Below are 19,606 nucleotides of genomic sequence, written 5' to 3'. Positions count from 1 at the left end.
TGCCTCTTTCAGGCGGGCCGGCCGCTCGTGCGCAGGTTGGCCGCGGAGGCGGCGGCGGTGGCGACGTCGCGGGGGTAGGTGCGCAGGGAGAGGGCTCCGATGAGGGCGGCGGCCAGCAGGGGAACCAGCGAGAGGAAGAGGGTGTACTCCAGGGCGTGCCCGCCCGTGAAGACGTGGTCGGCGAGGTAGCCGAGCAGGGTGGGGGCCATGGCCTCGCTCAGCGTACGCAGCACGGTGCGTGCGCCCTCGGCCGTGCCCCACAGCATGTGCGGCATGATGTCCAGCCGCGCGGCGTCCAGCGGCGGGTTCACCGCGCCGAGGAACGCCGTGCCGCACAGCAGCAGCGGCAGCGCCACCGCGAGCGACGTGGTGTGCAGGGCGGGCGCCACCAGCAGCGGCACGGCCAGCAGGCACACGGTGGGCACCAGGACGCGCGCCTCGACCCGTCCCCGCTCCAGCAGCCGGTCGGCGGCCCGCCCGCCGAGCAGCACCCCGCACACGCCGCCCGCGCCGACCACCAGGACGAGGGAGCTGGCCACCGACGTGCTCACCCCGTACTGGTCGGTGGTGAAGACGGTCGCGAAGGCGCGGAGCCCGGAGAAGAAGAAGTAGCCGAGCGCCGAGGCGACGATCAGCACGAAGTTGGTGGGGATCCGCAGCACGTATACCAGGGCCCGCCACGGCGGCAGGGAGCGCGGGTCGGTGTGGAGGACGAACCGTGCGTCGGGCTCCGCGCCGACCCGCGCCCGCGTCCGCCCTTCCCGCCCGCCCTGCTCGCTCCCTCCGCCCTGTCCCTCGGCTTCCGCGCCGGCACCGGAGCCGGAGCCCGTGCCGGCGCGCGCGTCCTCGTCCGCGCCCCCGCGCTCGGACGGGTCCGCCTCCGGGGACCTGAGGTCCTTCTGCTCCCCGCGCGGCGGCTCGGGGAGCCGGACCAGGGCCCACACGAGGGCCGCCGTGGGCAGCGTGAGCCACCAGAAGGCGTACCGCCATCCCAGCGCGCTGCCGACCACTCCGGAGACGGTGAAGCCCAGCGCGGTGCCCAGGAGTTCCCCGCCGACCACGAACCCGAGCATCCTGGCGCGCTGCCGGGCCGGGAAGTAGTCGCCGACCAGCGAGTTGACGGCGGGCCCCGAGCTGGCGGTGACCGCGCCGAGGACCGCGCGGGAGACCAGCAGCCACAGGTAGGACATGGCCGCGCCCGCCATGATCATCGCCAGCCCCCACAGCGTCGCGGTGAGGGCCAGCAGCCGGGTGCGGCTCACCCGGTCGGTCAGCAGGCCGAAGGGCACCGTGAACGCGGCGCCGACGAAGGCGACCACGGACACCAGCAGTCCGATCGCTGCGTAGCCGATGCCGAAGGCGTCACCCAGCGGGCCCGCCATCGCCGAGACCGTGCCCTTGTCCGCGCCGTCCAGCGCGAGCACCGACCCCATCGTCAGCACGGTACGCGCCGCGGCTCGGCCGCCGAAAAGGCGTTCCGTCCGCCGGCGAAGACCGCGGGGCGTGAAAGGCACGTTCCTTCCTATGCCACCGGAAGGGGCCTTACCGAAACGGCGCGCCGTCGCGTGCCGGCGGGCGGCGTGGCTGGCGGTTGGCCCGGCCTTTTCGTTGGGATAATGACGGGCCGTTGATGGAGGTGCGGGCGTGTTCGGGCGGTGGCCGACCTGGAAACAGCGTGTCGAGCAGTCCCTTGGCGGACGTCTGTGGCAGCACGGCACCGATTTCGAGCTCATGCGCAGGGCGATGGCGTTCGGCATGCTCGGCTTCGTCTCGATGGTGCCGCTGCTGATCGTGGTGGCGGCACTGGACCCCGTCCACCACGCCGGGTTCGAGCAGTGGATCGTCAACGGAATGGGCCTGGACAATCCGACGGCGGCCCACGCCGTGCACCGCCTCTTCTCCGCCCCGCAACAGGTCATCAGCACCACCAGCGTCCTCAGTGCGGTATTGCTGGGCGTTTTCGGCTTGAGTTTCGCGGCCAGCGTGCAGAGCAGTTACGAATTGATCTGGGCGCTGCCGCCGGGACGCTGGCACAAATTGTGGCGGCAGGTCGTGTGGCTCGCGGCGATCACCGCTTTTCTCTTCGCCGAGGTGGAAAGCGAAGCGGTGCTGCGGCAGGGCACGGCCCAGGTCGCCGTACGGGTTTTCCTGACCGTTCTTTTCGGGGTGCTGTTCTTCTGGTGGGGGCAGTATCTGCTGCTGGGCAGCCGGATCCGGTGGGCCGCGCTCTTTCCCGGCGCGGTGGCCACCATGGTGGGGCTGGGGGGACTGCGGGTGTTCTCCTCCCTCGTCTTCTCGCCGCTCATCGTCAGCAGCACGAAGACGAACGGTCCGGCCGGCACCCTGCTCATCGTGCAGTCCTGGCTCATCGGCGTGGGGTTCGTGGTCCTCGGCGGGCCGCTCGCCGGCCACAACTTCCACGTGTGGCGCGTCCACCGCCGCAGGCGCGTGGCCGCGGCGCGGGAGGAGGGCGGGTGACGCCTGCCGGGCGAACAGCGCGCCGCCGCGCTATCACCCCACAGCGCCGCCGCGCCGACCGGATGCCGCCGCGTCCAGCCGCCCTCAGCCGCCCTCAGCGGCCGGCCCTCAGTGGCCTTCGAAGCCGGGCTCAGCGGACCTCAGCCGCCCTCAGCCGCCGTCAGCCGGGCTCGTCCGACAGGCTCTCGTGCGGGGTGACGACCCCGTGTTCGTACGCCAGGATCACCGCCTGAGTGCGGTCACGGGCGCCCAGCTTCGCCAGGACGGCGGCGACGTGCGTCTTGACCGTCGCCGGGCCGACGGTGAAGCGCTCCGCGATCTCCCCGTTCGTCAGCCCTGCGGCCATCAGCCGCAGTACCGCCGTCTCCCGGTCGGTCAGCCGGGCGGTGAGCGCCTCCGCGCGGCGGCCTCGCGCGTGGTGGGCCGCCAGGGCGCGCACCGCGGCGGGGAACAGCAGCGAGTCGCCTCTGGCCACCGTGCGCACGCCCCTCACCAGTTCCTCTGCCGTCGCGCGCTTGAGCAGGAAGCCGTGGGCGCCCGCGCGCAGCGCGTCGTAGACGTACGCGTCGTGCTCGAAGGTCGTCAGCACCAGGACGCGCGGTGCCCCCTCGCCGCCGCCCGTCAGACGTTCGGTGGCGCGGATGCCGTCGACGCGCGGCATCCGCACGTCCATCAGCACGACGTCGGGGCGCAGCGCGCGGACGGTGCCGATCGCCTCGTCGCCGTCCGCCGCCTCGCCCACCACCTCGATCCCCGGCTCGCTCGCCAGGATGGCGCGCAGCGCCGTGCGGACGAGACGCTCGTCGTCCACGAGGACCACCCGCAGGGGCGGGCCCGTCATGAGGTGACCTCCTGCGTCCGGGGAGTCAGCGGCAGCCGGGCCGTCAGCCGCCACGTTCCTGCCTCGTCGCACGCGTCCGCCGTACCGCCCAGCGCTGCCGCGCGCTCGGCGATCCCGGTGAGTCCGCGCCCGCCGCCACGGCGCGACGGGCGCGCTGGGCGCTCGGCGTGCACCGCGTTCGTCAGGGTGAGCGCCAACACGTCACCCCGAGGGGCGCGTTGCGTGGCCACGCGGACGTGTACGGCGGTGCCGGGCGCGTGCCGCAGCGCGTTGTGCAGCCCCTCCTGCACCACACGGAACGCCTCGGCCGAGACGCGCGAGTCCAGCAGGGCGAGAGGACCCACGGCCGCGTCGACCGACAGGTCGACCACCGTGCCGGTGGCGCGGGTGCGGGCCAGCAGCCCGTCCAAGGAGGAGGCGAGCGTGGGACCGTCCGCCTCGGCGTGCTGCTCGCCGAGACGGCCGTCCCGCAGGACACCCAGCACGGTGTCAAGATCCGCGACAGCCCCCCGGCTGGTCTCCTCGATCGCGGCCAGCGCCTCCTGTACGAACGCCGGGTCCGCCTCCAGTACCCGGCGTGCGGCGCCCGCCTGGAGCGCCACGGTGCTCAACGCGTGGCCGACGGAGTCGTGCAGGTCGCGTGCCAGCCGGTTGCGGGCCGCGAGAGCGGCGGCGCGGGCCTCGGCGGCGGCCAGCCGGTCGGCCGGGGCCGGCCCCAGCAGCACAGGCGCGCAGCGTGCCAGCAGCGCGCCCGCGCCGTACACCACGGCCACAAGACCTGCCAGCAGTGCCGCGCCGGCGGCCGGGGCCGTCCACAGCGCGTCGCCCGCGTGGTGCCACGGCCACAGCCACCGCTTGCCACGCAGCGCGGGCACGAGCGGGAAGGCCAGCAGAACGGCGGCCATGGGCGGCACGGCCAGCGAAGCGCCGCTCACCAGCGCGCCGACGCCCGCGTGCAGGGTGAACCACACGGCCGAGCGGCGCCGCGCCGCCCACGAGCCGGCCGGGCCCTGGGCCAGCGCGGCGGCGGGCACGCCGCACAGGGCGCGGGCCGCGGCCGACTCCAGCGTGCGTACGAGGGGAAGCAGTCCGGCGAGCGCGACCAGCGGCAGCGACAGCGCGTACGCCAGGAACTGCGGGGCGAGCTGCGCCCCCAGCACCCTGCCTGCGGACGGCCTGACGACGCCCATCCCGACCACCGTCAGCAGGAAGAAGGGCATCAGCAGCGCGCCGCCCTGCAGCAGGTGCACCCAGCGCAGCCCCAGCCTCCGCACCGCACCCGGGACCCGCGGCCCCGCGCCCGTTGCGGGCCTCGTCACTCCCATGTACCGCGCCACCTCCGCTCCCGCACCCCGATCCCCGCCCCGACCCCCTCGTCGGACGCTTGCCCGCGCGTCGGTCGTCCCGTGCGCCTGTCGTCTCTCCGCACCCGTGCACGCCTGTCGCCCGCTTGCCCGTCGCACCGTCACACGCGGACCGGTGAGGGCGACGACACGCGGGTCCGGTGGCGGAGCACCCGTGCCATCACGGCCGCCAGGGCCAGCCCCGCCAGTGTCTGGCAAGCGTAGGACAGCTCCACCACGCCGTCCGCCCGCTGGCCCACGTGACGCCCCGCACCGGAGAGGGCGCCGACGAGCAGCCAGCCGCCCCAGCACGCCAGCACGGCGGAGCCGATCCAGGCCGCGGTCAGCGTCGGCCACAGCCGGGCCCGCGCACCACGCGCTCCGCTGCCCGAGCGGAGCAGCACCCCCACCGCCGCGACGGCGACCACGGCGTACAGTGCGAAGGTGGCGTCGGTGATCCGGTTCCCGCCGTCGCCCCCGACCGCGTCGCGCGCGTGCACCACCGTGGCCGGGACCGCCAGCAGCACGGCGGCGGTGAAGGCGTGACGGGACGCCCGGTCCGCCGGGTGCGGGCGCGGCCGGTCGGGCCGGAGCGGGGAGCGCAGCAGCGCGCCCCAGCGCTCGCGCACGTACAGCGCGAACAGGGTGCCCAGGCCGAGGGCCTGCACGGTGAAGCCGGTGTAGACCAGCGTCCACACCCAGCCGGCCAGGACCTCCTGGGGGCCCGTGCCGCCGTGTCCGTCCGTTCCTCCCGTCAGCGCGCTGTGGAGGGCCTGGAGGGGGAAGGCCACCGCGATCGGTCCCAGGAGCCCGCCCGCGCACCACAGGGGGAGGGCGAGCAGTCCGCCGGGGAGCCGGCGGCCCCAGGGGCGGGTGAGGGCGAGGGCCAGCAGGACGACTGTGCAGTCCATGGCGACGGTCAGCGCGTTGAGTACCCACAGCGTGGCGCCGCCGTCGAGCAGGAGGCTGCCGCGGGGGATGCCGGTGCGCCCGCCGGACAGCCAGATCACCTTGAGTGTCAGGTACGGCAGGCACGCGGCGACGGTCAGCGTGGCGAGGACGGTTCTGGCTCGTTTCATGCCTTCACCGTCCCTGGCCCGGGCCCGGGGAACGTCCTGCTGGACGACGAACCGGCTCCGCCGCACGGCGGAGCCGCCCGTCCTCCCAGCGGGCCGCCGGTGTGCGGGGAGGAGCCGTGCACAGCGCGCGGACGGAGCCATCAGAGCGAGCGGAGCCGTCACAGCGTGCCGACGGCGGCTTTCAGAGCGTGCGGGCGGCGCGCATCAGTTGGTCCCGCGCGTCGAACAGCGCGTTCTTTATCGTCTGTTCGTGCGCCGGTGTCAGCCGGGCCACCGGAACGGAGCAGCTGATCGCGTCGCGGGCGGGGGAGCGGTAGGGGACGGCGATGCCGAAGCAGCGCAGGCCCAGAGTGTTCTCCTCCCGGTCGATCGCGTAGCCCTGCTCGCGCACCAGCCCCAGCTCCTCCAGCAGCTCTTCCGGGTCGGTGAGGGTGTTGTCGGTGACGCGCGCCAGGCGTGCGGGCAGCAGTGTGCGCACCTCCGCGTCCGTGTGGGTGGCCAGCAGCGCCTTGCCGAGCGAGGTGGAGTGCGCGGGGAGCCGCCGTCCGGCCCGGGAGAAGGGGCGCAGATGGTGCTGTGAGGCCCTGGTGGCGAGGTAGACGACGTCGGTGCCGTCCAGCCGTGCCAGGTGGATGGTCTCGGTGGTCTGCGCGGCGAGCCTGTCGAGGGTGGGTTTCGCGGCCGCCACCACCTCGTCGCCGTCCAGGTAGGAGGTGCCCACGAGAAGGGCGCGAACGCCGATCCCGTAGCGGGTGCCCGTCGTGTCGGCCTCCACCCAGCCGAGGTCGACGAGCGTGCGCAGCAGCATGTAGAGGCTCGACTTCGGGTAGCCGAGTGCTTCCTGGAGGCCGGCGAGCGTGTGCATGCCCGGCCGGCCCGCGAAGAACTCCAGCAGTCGCACCGTCCGCACGGCTGACTTGACCTGTGAGCTCCCTGCCTCGGTGGCGGACATCGACCTTGACCCCTTAGTTCAGGCGGACCTACAGTCCCGAAGGGAATTCACCTACAGGGACGTTGTTCAGAATACCGAACAAGGTGGCCTGTCAGAGCGCGGATCCGCGGGACCGGTCCGGCGGAGCGGGCGACAGCACGGACGCATGTGCGGAACGCGAAGGGACACAGGTGGCCGCAGTGGCAGGAGCAGTACCGGTCTGGAGCGTCGACCCCCGCACCGGGGACCAGCGGGAGCGCGTCGCGGACGAGGCCACGGCGGCCGACGTCGACGCCGCCGTGCGGGCGGCACGCGACGCGCTGCCCTCGCTCGCCGACCGCAGCGCGCGGGCGGCCTTCCTGCGGACCGCGGCCGCGCACTTGGAGGCCGACGGCGAGCGCATCGTGGCGACCGCAGACGCCGAGAGCGCGCTCGGCGTGCCTCGGCTCACCGGCGAACTCGCCCGCACCACCGGTCAGCTGCGCGCCTTCGCCGACGAGGTCGAGGACGGCGACCATCTCGGCGTCATCATCGACCACGCCGACCCCTCGCGCACCCCGCCGCAGCCCGATCTGCGCCGCTACAAGCTGCCGTTGGGCGTCGTCGCCGTCTACGCCGCCTCCAACTTCCCGCTGGCCTTCTCCGTCCCCGGAGGCGACACCGCCAGCGCTCTCGCGGCCGGCTGCCCCGTCGTCGTCAAGGCGCACCCCGACCACCCCGCGACCTCTCAGCTGTGCGCCGCCGCGCTGCGTGCGGCCGCGGCCGAGGCCGGGCTCGCGCGCGACGTCGTCTCCGTGGTGCACGGATTCGACGCCGGCGTCGAACTGGTGCGCCACCCGTTGGTCTCCGCCGCCGGGTTCACCGGATCGGTACGCGGAGGACGCGCCCTCTTCGACGCCGCGTCCTCCCGGCCCGAGCCCATCCCCTTCCACGGCGAACTCGGCTCCCTCAACCCCGTCGTCCTCACGCCCGCCGCCGTCGCCGAACGCGCCGAACAGCTCGGCCAGGGTCTCGGCGGCTCCGTCACGCTGGGCACCGGACAGTTCTGCGTCAAGCCCGGACTCGTCCTCGTCCCCGAAGGACCCGACGGCGACCGGACGCTCGCAGCGCTCGCCGCGACGCTGCGCGACACCGCGCCCGGACACCTGCTCGACGCACGGATGCGGGACGCCTTCCTCGACGGCGTCCGCGCACGGGCGGCGCTCGCCAAGGTGCAGGCCCCGGTCGAGGCCGGAGCGGGCGAGGAGGAGACGGGACGCACCGTGCGGCCCGGCGTGCTCACCCTCGCCGCACGCGACCTGGACGAGGAACACGCACTGCTGTGGGAGGAGTGCTTCGGGCCCGTGACCGTCGCCGTGCGCTACGGCGACGAGGCGGACATCGAGGCCGTGCTCGCCCGGGTGACCGGGTCGCTGACCGCCACCGTCCACCTCGGCACCGAGGAGGCCGCGCGGGAGCAGGGCACCGCCGCCGCCCTGCTCGCCCGGCTCACCGCCCTCGCGGGACGGGTCGTCGTGAACGGGTGGCCCACCGGGGTGGCCGTCGCGCCCGCCCAGCACCACGGAGGGCCCTACCCGGCCACGACCTCGACCTCCACCTCCGTGGGGGCCACCGCCATCGAACGCTGGCTGCGGCCCGTCGCCTACCAGGACACCCCCGAAGCGCTGCTGCCCCCGGAACTGCGGGACGGGAACCCGCTGGGACTTCCGCGCCGGGTGGACGGCATCCGCGAGGTGTGAGGCAGCGGGCGGGCCGGGAAGCCGGGGAGGCGACCCGGTGGACCCGGCATCCGCGCCCGGCGAGACTGGGCGGATGGATGAAGCCCTGCTTGCCGCCGAGTTCGCGCCCGAGGTCTGCTACCTCAACACCACCTCCCACGGTCTGCTCCCCGCCCGCACGGTGACGGCGATCGCGCACGCCGCCACGCGGATGGCGGCGGGCCACATCGACCAGCCCGCGTACTACGCCGAGGCGGACGCGGCGCGCGCGGCGTTCGCGCGCCTCGTGGGCACGACGCCAGAGCGCGTGGCGGCGGGCAGCGCGGTCTCCACGCACGTCGGGCTGATAGCGGCCTCGCTCCCTCCCGGCGCGCGGGTCCTCGCGCCCCAGAACGAGTTCTCCTCGGTGGTGAACCCCTTCACCGTCCGCGAGGACGTCCACCTGCGCACCGTTCCGCTCGAGGCACTGGCCGACGCGGTGGACGACACGACGACGCTGGTGGCGTTGAGCGCGGTGCAGTCGGTGGACGGAAGGATCGCCGATCTGCCGGCGGTCAGGGAGGCCGCGCGCGCCGCCGGTGCCCGCGTGATGCTGGACGTGACGCAGGCGGCGGGCTGGCTGCCGCTGTCGGCCGACGACTACGACTACGTGGTGTGCGGCGCCTACAAGTGGCTGCTCTGCCCGCGGGGCACCTCGTTCCTGGTCGTCGCACGTCAGGCGCAGGAGGCGGGGGCGCTGCGACCGCTGCACGCCGGGTGGGTCGCGGGGGCCTCACCGTGGGACGACTGCTACGGGCCCATCGACCGGCTCGCGCCGCACGCACGGGCGTACGAACAGCCGGTGCCGTTCCTGAGTTACGTGGGGGCCGCGCGGTCGCTGGAGCTCATCGAGGAGTTGGGCGGGCCCGAGGCCATCGGCGCGCACGACCGGGCGCTCGCGGCGCGGTTCCGCGAGGGCGTCGCGGAGTTGGACGGCGGGTACGCGCCGGTGCCGGGGGACTCGGCGGTCGTCGCCGTGCCCGGGCTCGGTCACGCCGCCGAGCGGCTGGCGGCCGAGGGGGTGTCACTCTCGGTCCGCGAGGGCAATCTGCGCGCGGGTTTCCACCTGTACAACACCGAGGAGGATGTGGACCGGCTGCTGCGGCTGCTGAAGGGCTGAGCGCGGCCCCGGTCGCGACGGCCGAGGAGGCTTCCGTGCGGCTGAACGCGGCCCCGACGCACCGGTCAAGGGCCGGGGTGCGGTCCGTGCGGGGGCTCGTGGCGAGGGGGCGGGACCGTGCACTGCCCCGCCCCGACGTCAGCGGGCCGCCTGCCGGGTCACTTCACGGGCGTGAAGTCCCGGGCCCCGATGAACTCGGGGCGGCGGACGGGCGCGGCGAAGGGCTCCGCCGCCTCGTTCTCGACGCTGTTGAAGACGATGAACACGTTGCTCCGCGGGTACGGAGTGATGTTGTCACCGCTTCCGTGCATGCAGTTGCAGTCGAACCAGGTCGCCGAGCCGGCCTTGCCGGTGAACAGTTTGATGCCGTGTGCGTCGGCGAACTTGGTCAGGGACTCGTCGGACGGTGTGCCCGCGTCCTGCATCTGCAGCGACTTCTTGTAGTTGTCCTTCGGCGTTTCGCCCGCGCAGCCGAGGAAGGTCTTGTGCGACCCCGGCATGATCATCAGGCCGCCGTTCGTGTCGTAGTTCTCCGTCAGCGCGATCGAGACCGATACGGTCCGCATGTTGGGCAAACCGTCCTCCGCGTGCCAGGTCTCGAAGTCGGAGTGCCAGTAGAAGCCCGTGGCCCCGAAGCCCGGCTTGACGTTGATCCGGGACTGGTGGACGTAGACGTCCGAGCCCAGGATCTGCCGTGCCCTGCCCACGATGCGCGGGTCCCGCACGAGCTGTGCGAAGACCTCGCTGATCTTGTGCACCTCGAACACGGTCCGGATCTCCGAGGACTGCGGCTCGACGATCGAGCGTTCGTCCGCGCGGATCTCCGAATCCGAGGTGAGCCGTTCCAGTTCCGCGCGCAGTGTCTCCACCTCGTCGGAGGTGATGAGCTGATCGATGGCGAGGAACCCGTCCCGCTCGAAGCCCGCCAGGTCCGTGGCCTCGATCGGCCCCGGAGTACCCGGTTCGGACCACACGACGGGGTCCATCCGCGGAGTGGCCACCTCGGTGGCTCCACGGGTCGGGTACAGGTCGGCGGTGCGCTCGGGTGCGGTGGTCATGGTTGTGCCTTCCTCTCCTCTCGTACGGCCCTGTTCACATGGCGAAACGGTCCGGACGGCCTCCCCGTGGTGCAGGGAGGCCGTCCGGCCGACGTGGACCGGTGAAAACGGTCCCCTTTCGCGGCGAAAGCCAGTCGCTCAGCTCTCGTCCGGCTCGGTGAGCAGCGGGTAGACGCCGTTCTCGTCGTGGTCCTCACGGCCGGTGACCGGCGGGTTGAAGACGCACACGCAGCGGAAGTCGGTCTTCGGGCGCATCGTGTGCTTCTCGTGCCCGTTGAGCAGGTACATCGTGCCGGGAGAGATCCAGTGCTTCTCGCCGGTCTCCTCGTTGGTCAGTTCCGCCTCGCCCTCGACGCAGAGCACGGCCTCGATGTGGTTGGCGTACCACATCGTCGTCTCCGTCCCCGCGTAGAGGATCGTCTCGTGCAGGGAGAAGCCCACCTTTTCCTTCGCCAGGACGATGCGCTTGCTCTCCCATGTGCCCGACTGTGACTTGATGTGACGGTCGGTGTTCTCGATGTCCTTGAATGAACGGACTATCACGTCTGATGGTGCCTTTCTCTGTGTGTATCACGGAAGAGGCCCGTCCCGGTTGTGCCGGGACGGGCCGCGTCCAGGGGGGTCAGGCCGTTTCGCGTACGGCTCGCGCGAGGATGCGCAGCCCCTCGTCCAGTTCCTCGGGGGTGATGGTCAGTGAGGGCAGCAGCTTGACGACCTCGCTCTGCGGGCCTGAGGTCTCGATGAGCAGCCCCAGCTCGAAGGCGCGCTTGGCCACGGCGTTCGCCCGGCTCTTGTTGTGGAACTCCAGACCCCACACCAGGCCGCGGCCGCGGTGGTCGGCTACGCCGGAGACGGGGTCGGTGTGTTCCTCGGCGATGGCCTTGAGCGCCGCCTCGACCTGCTCACCGCGCGAGAGCGTCTGCTTCTCCATCTGGCCGTCGGCCCAGTAGGTCTGCAGCGCGGCGGTCGCGGTGACGAAGGCCGGGTTGTTGCCGCGGAAGGTGCCGTTGTGCTCGCCCGGCTCCCAGACGTCCAGCTCCGGCTTGAAGAGGGTGAGCGCCAGCGGCATCCCGTAGCCGCCGATGGACTTCGACAGCGTGATGATGTCCGGCTTGATGCCCGCCTCCTCGAACGAGAAGAAGGCGCCGGTGCGGCCGCAGCCCATCTGGATGTCGTCGACGATCAGCAGCATGTCGTGGCGCTCGCACAGCTCGGAGAGCGCCTTGAGCCACTCGGCGCGGGCGACGTTGATGCCGCCTTCGCCCTGCACGGTCTCCACGATCACGGCGGCCGGCTTGTTCAGCCCCGAGCCCTGGTCCTCCAGCAGCCGCTCGAACCAGACGAAGTCCTCGGTGGTGCCGTTGAGGTAGTCGTCGAACGGCATCGGCGTGCCGTGCACCAGCGGGATACCGGCGCCCGCGCGCTTGAACGCGTTGCCGGTCACGGCCAGCGAGCCGAGCGACATGCCGTGGAAGGCGTTGGTGAACGAGACGATCGACTCGCGGCCCTTGACCTTGCGGGCCAGCTTCAGCGCCGCTTCCACGGCGTTGGTGCCGGTCGGTCCGGGGAACATCACCTTGTGGTCGAGGCCGCGCGGCTGGAGGATCACCTCCTGGAACGTCTCCAGGAAGGAGCGCTTGGCCGAGGTGGACATGTCCAGCCCGTGCACGACGCCGTCGCGCTCCAGGTAGTCCAGGAGGGCCCGTTTGAGGACCGGGTTGTTGTGGCCGTAGTTGAGGGTGCCCGCTCCGGCGAAGAAGTCGAGGTAGGTGTGGCCGTCCTCGTCGTACATGTGCGCGCCCTGCGCCCGGTCGAAGATGGTCGGCCAGCCACGGCAGTAGCTGCGCACCTCCGACTCCACGGTTTCGAAGACGCTGAGGTCCGGCTGGGTGATGGTCACAGCTTGCTCCTGGGGAGTGAGTCGCGGGGGAAAGAAAGTCTGTCGGTGAGGGCGGACCGGCGACGGGCCTACCCGCCCTGGCCTGGCCGTATACGTCAGCGCTTCGATGCGCCGGGAAACGCGACCGGACCGATCCGGTAGCCCACCTCGGGCTCGTGACCGTCCTCGGGGAAGAGGGCGGCGTCGAACAGCACGTCCTTGGCGACCGCTGCCGAGTGGCGCTGCGCGTAGGAGGTGAACAGCCGGTTGGAGGGGGTGTTGTCGGGGGTGACCGTGGTCTCGATGCTGTCGATGCCGCACTCCTCGGCGGCACGGAGTGTCAGTCCGTCCAGCATCGCGGCCGCGAGCCCGCGGCCGCGGGCTGCCTCGTCGACGGCCACCTGCCAGATCAGCAGGGTGCGCGGCGCCTCGGGCCGGACGTACCCGGTGATGAAGCCGACCGGTTCACCCGCTCCGTCGCGGGCGACAACCGAGGTGGCGGCGAAGTCGCGGCACCACAGCAGATAGCTGTAGGAGGAGTTGAGATCGAGGGTCTTCGAGTCGCGGGCGATGCGCCAGATCGCGGCTCCGTCGTCCACACGCGGTGTGTCGAGCTTCAGTCCCTCCGGCATTTCCAGAAAGTCTCTGTGGGCACGTGCATGGTCTGCTTGTGCGGCGGTCATGCGAATTCAATTTACCGAGCAGAATCCGAAAGTGCACGGGGGTCAGGGGTTACACGACGGAGGCGGTCCGTGTTATCGCGCGCGGGCGGGCGGGCGCGCTGCCGCACCGCTCGCCACCCCCTTTTGCCCCGTCATGTCGGGATATAGTAGCCGACCTGTGGAGTACGTCACAGTGCGATAACAGTAGGGAGAGTGGCCCGGAATACGCGCTTCGGCGCTAGCGAAATCTTTGCGTTTGAGACCGGGGAAAGCGGGCAGAAGAAGACGGGAACCTGTACGCGAAAACGCGCCGGTATTGCATCGTAAACCGGGGAGCAGGCACCTGTCTCCGTTTTCCGCGATGATGCTCCGTGTTCCCTTCCCGGCTTCTCCCCGCCGCCTTCCGTCCCCTTCCGTTCCCGATGCGCCGCGCCGGCCCCGCGGGGGGAATCCGCACCGGACGAGCCGCCCTGGGCACCCTGGACACCGGCGTACCGGCCACTCGTACAGTGCCGCCATGAGCGAGCGCGCGAGTCTGCACATCAAGGGGCGGGTACTGGTCGGGCCCGAGGACGTACGGGAACAGATGTGGGTGGTGGACGGGCGCCTCACCTACGAACGGCCCCCGGTGGCCCCCGGTGCCATCGAGCCGACCACCCTGAACGGCTGGGTACTGCCCGGGCTCGTGGACGCCCACTGCCACGTCGGGCTCGACGCGCACGGCCCCGTCGACGACTCCACCAGCGAGAAGCAGGCGCTCACCGACCGCGAGGCCGGCGCGCTGCTGCTCCGCGACGCCGGCTCGCCCTCCGACACCCGCTGGATCGACCACCGCGAGGACCTACCCCGCATCATCCGCGCCGGGCGCCACATCGCCCGCACCCGCCGCTACATCCGCAACTACGCGCACGAGATCGAACCCGGCGACCTGGCCGCCTACGTACGCCGCGAGGCCCGGCGCGGGGACGGCTGGGTCAAGATCGTCGGCGACTGGATCGACAGGGAAGAGGGCGACCTCACCGCCTGCTGGCCGCGCTGGGCCATCGAGGAGGCCATCGAAGCGGCCCACCAGGAAGGCGCCCGCGTCACCGCACACTGCTTCGCCGAGGACTCGCTGCGCGACCTGGTGGAGGCGGGCATCGACTGCGTCGAGCACGCCACCGGGCTCACCGAGGAGACCGTCCCGCTCTTCGCCGAGCGCGGCGTCGCCATCGTGCCCACCCTTGTCAACATCGCCACCTTCCCCGCTCTCGCCGACGGCGGCGAGGGCAAGTTCCCCCGCTGGTCGGCGCACATGCGGCAGCTGCACGCCCGCCGCTACGAGACCGTGCGTGCCGCCTGGGACGCCGGCATCCCCGTCTTCACCGGCACCGACGCGGGCGGCTCCCTCGCCCACGGGCTCGTCGGCCAGGAGGTCGCCGAACTCGTCAGGGCCGGTATCCCCGCCCGCGACGCGCTGGCAGCCGCCACCTGGACGGCCCGCGACTGGCTGGGCCGGCCCGGGCTGACCGAGGGCGCCCCCGCCGACTTCGTCGTCTACGACACCGACCCGCGCGCGGACGTCCGCGTACTGGACACGCCGCGCCATGTGGTGCTCAGGGGCCGGGTGGTGCGCTGAGGCACGCCGTCGGCGAGGGTGCCGTGCTGACAAGCGGCACCCGGTGCCGCACGCTGGACGCATGAGCCCGATGGCACCCGGTGACAGCGCACCCGACGAGGGCGACGACGCCCGCCCGCCGCACGGAGCGCACGCCCCCGAGCGCCGTAACCCCTCGCGCGCCGGCGCGCGAGCGCTGCTCGACCGGTTGACGGACGGCTTCCGCGAGTTCGGCCCCGCGCCGATGACCGCCTGCGCGGAGGCGACCGCCTACGTGGACGCGGCTCCTTGCGCGGGCGCGGGGGCGGGAGCGGGCGGGGCCACCGCGCGGCGGGCGGCCGCGGATCCTGTGGGCGAAGGGTCCGTGGGCGCAGAGCCGACGGCCGGGGTGCCGACGGCCGGCGAGTCGGCTGCCGGCGAGTCGGCTGCCGGCGAGCCGGTGGCCCGGGAGCAGGTCGACGGGCCGTTGGGGTGGCCCGGGTACGACCAGGCGAGGGCACGGGCGCGCACACGCACCGGGGAGGACGAATCCGTGGTGTGCGGCACGGGGTGGATCGGCGGCAGGGAAACCGTCCTCCTCTGCTTCGAGTTCGGCTACCTCGGCGGCTCGCTCGGCGAGCGCACCGGCGACCGTATCGAGGCCGCCCACCGGCGGGCCCGGCAGCTGAGGCTGCCCGTCGTCACCCTCGTCGCCACCGGCGGCAGCCGCATGCAGGAGGGCATGCGCGCCCTCGCCCAGCTCCAGCGCGTGGCCCGGCAGACCGCGCTGACCCGCGCCGCCGGGCTGCCGCAACTGGCCGTCGTCCGCGATCCGACGACCGGCGGAGGGTGGGCGACACTCGCCGCAGGCGCCGACGTGGTCCTCGGCCTGCCCGGTGCACAGGCGGCCTTCGCCGGATCACGCGTGCGCCCCCGTGACGCCGACCCCGCCGCGTACACCGTGGAGGGCCAGCACGCGGCCGGGCACCTCGACCTCGTCGTCCCCGAACCCCAGCTCGCCCCCGTCCTCGCACACTGGCTCACCCTGCTGACCGGCGGCGACCCGGACGCGGTCCGCGACGGCGCCGCCTTGGACCCCGCTCCCGTACCGGCCGTGCCGGCCACCGCGCCGGCGCCCGAGGGCGGCCACGCGGGCGGGCCCGCGCCCCTGCCCCGTACCGGCGTGGAGGCCGTCGCCCGCGCCCGGGGCCGACAGCGCCCCAGGGCCGGCGCGTACCTGGACGCGTACTTCGGCAGCCGTGCCGAGCTCAGCGGGGACCGGTGCGGCGGAGTGGACCCCGGGGTGCGGTGCGGCTTCGGGCTGCACGAGGGCCGGGCCCTCGCCTACGCGGCGCAGTGCGGCACCCCGACCCGACCCGCCGGGTACCGTACGGTCGCCCGGCTCATCCGTCTGGCCTCCCGCCTGGGCGTCCCCGTGCTCACCCTCATCGACACCCCCGGGGCCGCCAACGGCCCCGACGACGAGCGGGCGGGGGCCGGGCCGGCGCTCGCGGAAGTGTTCGATGCGGTCGCGGCGGCCACGGTGCCGGTCACCTCCCTCCTGATCGGCGAGGGCGGCTCCGGCGGTGCCCTCGCCCTTGCCGCGCCCGGCAGGCTGTGGGTGACCGCCGACAGCTACTTCTCCGTCATCGCCCCCGAACCGGCCGCCGCCATCCTCAAGCGCACCCCCGACCGGGTACCGGAGACGGCCGACGCCCTCCGGCTGCGCCCCCAGGACGCCGTGGACCTGGGAGTGGCGCGCGGCATCGTCCAGGTGCCCTACGGACGGTGAGCGCCCGGCACGGACGCCCGTCACGGTGTTCCCCGTCGCACCCGGCCCGGTCCCGGCCCTGCCCGTCTCCCGCCGTAGCGGAGCCGCGCACGGGCCGCGCAGGGGGCGCCGAGTCCGCGGTGAGCGGGCATACTTCATCCCGGGCGTCGGCAGCGGAGAAAGCGCTGGTTGCGAGCTGACGTGTCAGCAGGAGGGGGCGGGGCGTGGACGAGGAGCGCGAAGCGCACGACAGCGGGCGGGAGGCCCGCTTGCGGCGCGCGCGGCTGTCCGGCGCCGCGGCGACGGCAGCGCTGGCGGTGGTGGCTGTCCTGGGCTTCGGTATCGAGTCCGGCTTGCCGTGGTGGTCCGTCGCGGCCGCGGCCCTGCTGACAGCGGGGCTCGCCGGCTGGGCGGGGGCACAGGCCGGCCGGCGCCGGGGTGTCAGGGCGGAGGCCCTGGAGCCCGGAGAGAAGGTGATCGCCACCTGGACCGTACGGCCCCCGTACACCGAACACACCCCGCCCGCCGCGCACGAAGGCCCCCGCTACCAACTGCGTGTCACCACACGGGGACTCCAGATGTGGGAACGCTCCGCCCTGCTGTGGCGGCACCCGTGGCCGGAGCTGCGCGTGGTTCCCGACGGCCCCCGGATGCGCGTCCACCCTCGGGGACAAGAGGCTGCCACGCTGCTGCTGGAGCAGCCGGGCGCCGTGCAGGAGATCTGCCTCGCCGCCCGACGGCACGGGGCCGTCTGACGGACACCCCGCTGGGCGCTGTGGTCCCACCGTCCGGGCCGTACCGGTTCGGCCTCTGGGACCATGGAGGGTGACACCCGCTCCACGGCGACCGCCGGCAGGCAACCGGAAGCGAAGGACGACGCGTCATGACGGAACGCAAGCCCCCAGGAGTCAGCTTCGAGACGTGGGCCGACCGGCAGATCCGGGAGGCGGAGGAACGCGGCGAGTTCGCGGACCTGCCCGGTGCGGGGAAGCCGCTGGCCGGCATCGACGCGCCCTACACCGAGCAGTGGTGGGTCGAGCGCAAGATGCGCGACGAGAACCTGTCCTACCTGCCGCCGTCCCTCGCGCTGCGCAAGGACGCGCAGGATGCCCGAGAACGCGCCGCCGAGGCCCGTTCCGAGGCGGAGGTCCGCGCGATCCTCACTCAGATCAACGCCAGGATCGACGAAGCCGTCCGCACGCCCCTGGAGGGCCCGCCGCACCGTCTGGTGCCCTTCGACGTGGAGAGCGCGGTGCGGCAGTGGCGCTCTGCGCGCGGACGGACACCGTAGAGGCGGCCTCTCACAGGTCGATGACCGTGTCGCTCGCCGGCACGGCGCTGCACAGCAGGGCCGTGCCCCGATCGGGCGGCAGGGTGGGCGGCAAGGGGTAGACCACGCGCCCGTCGCACAGCGGCTTGCTGCAACTGCGGCAGGCGCCTGCCCGGCAGCCGGAGGGGACGGTCAGCCCCTCGGACTCGGCCAGCTCGGCAAGCGTGCCGCTCTCCGGCCGCCACTTGGCCGTACGCCCTGACGCGGCGAACCGGACGGTGAAGGGCCCCTCGGGAGTCTCCTCGGGCGCCGTGCCCGAGGCCCCGGGGGAGGCGAACACCTCCTCGTGGACGCGTGCGTCCGCCAGCCCGGCGGCCCGCAGCGCCTTCCGCGCGGTGGCGAGGAAGGACGCGGGGCCGCACAGGAAGGCCGTGCTCGCGGGGTCCGCGTCGTCCAGCACGGGCCTGCCCCGTACGGCGTCGAGACGCTCGGCGTCCCGCGCGGTGGCACGGGTCAGGTGCAGCCGGGCGCGCGCGTGGGGCAGCCGTGTGGCGAGGTCGAGGATCTCGGGCCACAGGGCGAGGTCTTCGGGGCCGCGCGCCGTGTGCACGACCTCGACGCGGCGGTCGGGCTGTTCGGCCGCGCAGCCGTGCAGCAGCGCCGCGGTCTGGGTGACGCCGATGCCGGCGGAGGCCAGCAGCAGCGGCCTGGCGGCGTCGTCGTCCAGGACGGTGCGGCCGTGCGGCCCGGAGACCGTCAGCAGGGTGCCGGGGTGGGCGTGCCGGTGCAGGTGGGGCGACATGCGCCCCTCCGGCTCGTGTTTGACGGTGATGCGCAGCCGCCCGGCGTCGTGCGCCGAGACGGTGTAGGCACGCCACAGCGGCCCTGCCGCGGTGTGTGCGGTGACGAGGACGTGCTGCCCGTGCCGTGGCGCGGGGCGCTCCTCGGCCAGCGGGTCGGCCAGCCACAGGCTGACCGCGCCGTCCCCGTGCCGCACCCGCTCCTCGACGCGGGCCCGCCGCGGCCACGCCGCGGGCTGCGGGCCGCCGTGCAGCGGGACGGGACGCCCGGGGGCGAGCAGCACCACGGGGTCGTCCTCGCGTACGGTGCCGGGCTCGACCACGCGGGCGCGCAGCCCGCAGTACAGGTGGCCGAAGCGGGTGGCCAGCTCCGCGGGGACGTTGAGGTCCCTACGGGCGCGGCCGGGGTCGACGGAGGTCGCCGCGCAGCGGTTGACGGGGTGCAGCACCTCCAGCCGGGCGCCGCCGACGGCGATGCGGGCCCCGGGCAGGTCGAGCTCCGCCCAGGCGGGGAGGTGTGCCAGCCACAGGTTGGCGCGGAACCTGCGCGGGTCCACGGCGTGTCCGCAGGCGTCGGAGAGCGCTTCGACGGAGGCCAGGTTGAGCAGCGAGACGGTGGCCTTGTCGTCCCAGTAGCCGTGCTCGGCGCGGTGCAGTTCCGCGCCGCCGAACCAGTCGGTGCGGGCGACGAGTCCGGGGGCGTGCGGGTCGAGAGGCACGGTGACGCTCTCGTACGTGGGGTGGGTGAGGGTCGCGGTGCCCGCCTCCTCGTCGATCCGCACGCGCCCGTCGGCGGGTCCCGGTGCGGCGACGAGGGCGTGGAAGTGCCGGGTGGAGGCCCAGGTACCGCCCGCGGGAACGGGACGCCGTGCGAACGCGAACAGCCGGTCGCGCGGCACGCCCCCCAGGGCGGTGAGCCGGGCCAGGGGGATGCCGTGGCCGGGGAGTCCCTTGACGGGGTGCCGGACGATGCGGGCGATACGGGCGAGTTGCGACAACGGGCTGCACTCCCTGGGAGCAGATCGTGGAGGGACCGGGTGC

At 73.5% G+C, this 19,606-nt stretch carries 17 protein-coding genes; 7 read left to right on the top strand and 10 right to left on the bottom strand.

The genetic code is table 11. From position 1 onward, the window contains the following. Positions 1–8: 8 nt before the first annotated feature. Positions 9–1,433 carry an MFS transporter gene (locus DTL70_RS06315; protein WP_181860807.1) on the bottom strand — a complete coding sequence of 475 codons (1,425 nt, stop codon included), beginning with the start codon at positions 1,431–1,433 and terminating at the stop codon, positions 9–11. 211 nt (positions 1,434–1,644) lie between these two features. Here DTL70_RS06315 and DTL70_RS06310 point away from each other — a divergent pair, with 211 nt between their 5' ends. Then, on the top strand, positions 1,645–2,478 hold the full coding sequence (locus tag DTL70_RS06310; RefSeq protein ID WP_114020929.1) for a YihY/virulence factor BrkB family protein: 834 nt from the start codon (positions 1,645–1,647) through the stop codon (positions 2,476–2,478). A gap of 160 nt (positions 2,479–2,638) precedes the next feature. Here DTL70_RS06310 and DTL70_RS06305 read toward each other — a convergent pair whose 3' ends face one another. The 4 genes from DTL70_RS06305 to DTL70_RS06290 form a co-directional block, all read right to left on the bottom strand. Beyond that, entirely contained in the window at positions 2,639–3,319 is a 681-nt protein-coding gene (locus DTL70_RS06305; RefSeq protein ID WP_114020852.1) for a response regulator transcription factor, read from the bottom strand. Next, the gene (locus DTL70_RS06300) at positions 3,316–4,644 is read right to left on the bottom strand and encodes a sensor histidine kinase (RefSeq protein ID WP_114020928.1); all 1,329 of its coding nucleotides are present in this window, start codon (positions 4,642–4,644) and stop codon (positions 3,316–3,318) included. The genes DTL70_RS06305 and DTL70_RS06300 overlap by 4 nt, the downstream gene beginning before the upstream one ends. A gap of 140 nt (positions 4,645–4,784) precedes the next feature. Next, positions 4,785–5,741 carry a hypothetical protein gene (locus DTL70_RS06295; RefSeq protein WP_147266735.1) on the bottom strand — a complete coding sequence of 319 codons (957 nt, stop codon included), beginning with the start codon at positions 5,739–5,741 and terminating at the stop codon, positions 4,785–4,787. A gap of 181 nt (positions 5,742–5,922) precedes the next feature. Then, positions 5,923–6,693: an IclR family transcriptional regulator gene (locus DTL70_RS06290; RefSeq protein WP_114020850.1), complete on the bottom strand. Its 771-nt coding sequence runs from the start codon at positions 6,691–6,693 to the stop codon at positions 5,923–5,925. A 179-nt stretch (positions 6,694–6,872) separates the two neighbouring features. Here DTL70_RS06290 and DTL70_RS06285 point away from each other — a divergent pair, with 179 nt between their 5' ends. Together DTL70_RS06285 and DTL70_RS06280 are read left to right on the top strand one after the other, a co-directional pair. After that, a complete protein-coding gene (locus DTL70_RS06285; protein ID WP_114020849.1) occupies positions 6,873–8,411 on the top strand; it encodes an aldehyde dehydrogenase (NADP(+)) in 1,539 nt (512 codons plus the stop codon). Between the two features lie 73 nt (positions 8,412–8,484). Next, positions 8,485–9,549 carry an aminotransferase class V-fold PLP-dependent enzyme gene (locus DTL70_RS06280; RefSeq protein WP_114020848.1) on the top strand — a complete coding sequence of 355 codons (1,065 nt, stop codon included), beginning with the start codon at positions 8,485–8,487 and terminating at the stop codon, positions 9,547–9,549. Positions 9,550–9,707: 158 nt separating this feature from the next. On the opposite strand, the gene thpD is transcribed toward DTL70_RS06280, so the two are convergent. From thpD to ectA, 4 genes are all read right to left on the bottom strand, one after another. Continuing rightward, positions 9,708–10,607 carry an ectoine hydroxylase gene (gene thpD, locus DTL70_RS06275; RefSeq protein ID WP_114020847.1) on the bottom strand — a complete coding sequence of 300 codons (900 nt, stop codon included), beginning with the start codon at positions 10,605–10,607 and terminating at the stop codon, positions 9,708–9,710. Between the two features lie 138 nt (positions 10,608–10,745). Continuing rightward, the gene (locus DTL70_RS06270; RefSeq protein ID WP_114020846.1) at positions 10,746–11,150 is read right to left on the bottom strand and encodes an ectoine synthase; all 405 of its coding nucleotides are present in this window, start codon (positions 11,148–11,150) and stop codon (positions 10,746–10,748) included. A 79-nt stretch (positions 11,151–11,229) separates the two neighbouring features. Further along, positions 11,230–12,507 (bottom strand): diaminobutyrate--2-oxoglutarate transaminase, encoded by a 1,278-nt coding sequence (gene ectB / locus DTL70_RS06265; RefSeq protein ID WP_114020845.1) that lies wholly within the window; start codon positions 12,505–12,507, stop codon positions 11,230–11,232. A 95-nt stretch (positions 12,508–12,602) separates the two neighbouring features. Continuing rightward, positions 12,603–13,118 (bottom strand): diaminobutyrate acetyltransferase, encoded by a 516-nt coding sequence (gene ectA / locus DTL70_RS06260; RefSeq protein ID WP_114016985.1) that lies wholly within the window; start codon positions 13,116–13,118, stop codon positions 12,603–12,605. A 547-nt stretch (positions 13,119–13,665) separates the two neighbouring features. Here ectA and DTL70_RS06255 point away from each other — a divergent pair. The 4 genes from DTL70_RS06255 (at position 13,666) to DTL70_RS06240 (ending at position 17,786) form a co-directional block, all read left to right on the top strand. Then, positions 13,666–14,766 (top strand): amidohydrolase family protein, encoded by a 1,101-nt coding sequence (locus DTL70_RS06255; RefSeq protein WP_114020844.1) that lies wholly within the window; start codon positions 13,666–13,668, stop codon positions 14,764–14,766. Positions 14,767–14,827: 61 nt separating this feature from the next. Further along, positions 14,828–16,516 carry a carboxyl transferase domain-containing protein gene (locus DTL70_RS06250; RefSeq protein WP_245979055.1) on the top strand — a complete coding sequence of 563 codons (1,689 nt, stop codon included), beginning with the start codon at positions 14,828–14,830 and terminating at the stop codon, positions 16,514–16,516. A gap of 203 nt (positions 16,517–16,719) precedes the next feature. Beyond that, complete coding sequence (locus DTL70_RS06245) at positions 16,720–17,250, top strand: hypothetical protein (RefSeq protein WP_245979053.1); 531 nt, start codon at positions 16,720–16,722, stop codon at positions 17,248–17,250. Between the two features lie 128 nt (positions 17,251–17,378). Continuing rightward, positions 17,379–17,786: a DnaJ family domain-containing protein gene (locus DTL70_RS06240; protein ID WP_114020843.1), complete on the top strand. Its 408-nt coding sequence runs from the start codon at positions 17,379–17,381 to the stop codon at positions 17,784–17,786. A gap of 10 nt (positions 17,787–17,796) precedes the next feature. Here DTL70_RS06240 and DTL70_RS06235 read toward each other — a convergent pair whose 3' ends face one another. Continuing rightward, on the bottom strand, positions 17,797–19,563 hold the full coding sequence (locus DTL70_RS06235) for an MOSC domain-containing protein (protein ID WP_181860806.1): 1,767 nt from the start codon (positions 19,561–19,563) through the stop codon (positions 17,797–17,799). Between the last annotated feature and the right edge of the window lie 43 nt (positions 19,564–19,606).

The organism is Streptomyces diacarni, from assembly GCF_003323715.1.
Lineage (GTDB): Bacteria > Actinomycetota > Actinomycetes > Streptomycetales > Streptomycetaceae > Streptomyces > Streptomyces diacarni.
Note: the sequence above shows the minus strand (reverse complement) of the source record. Positions and strands in the feature narration are given on the sequence as shown.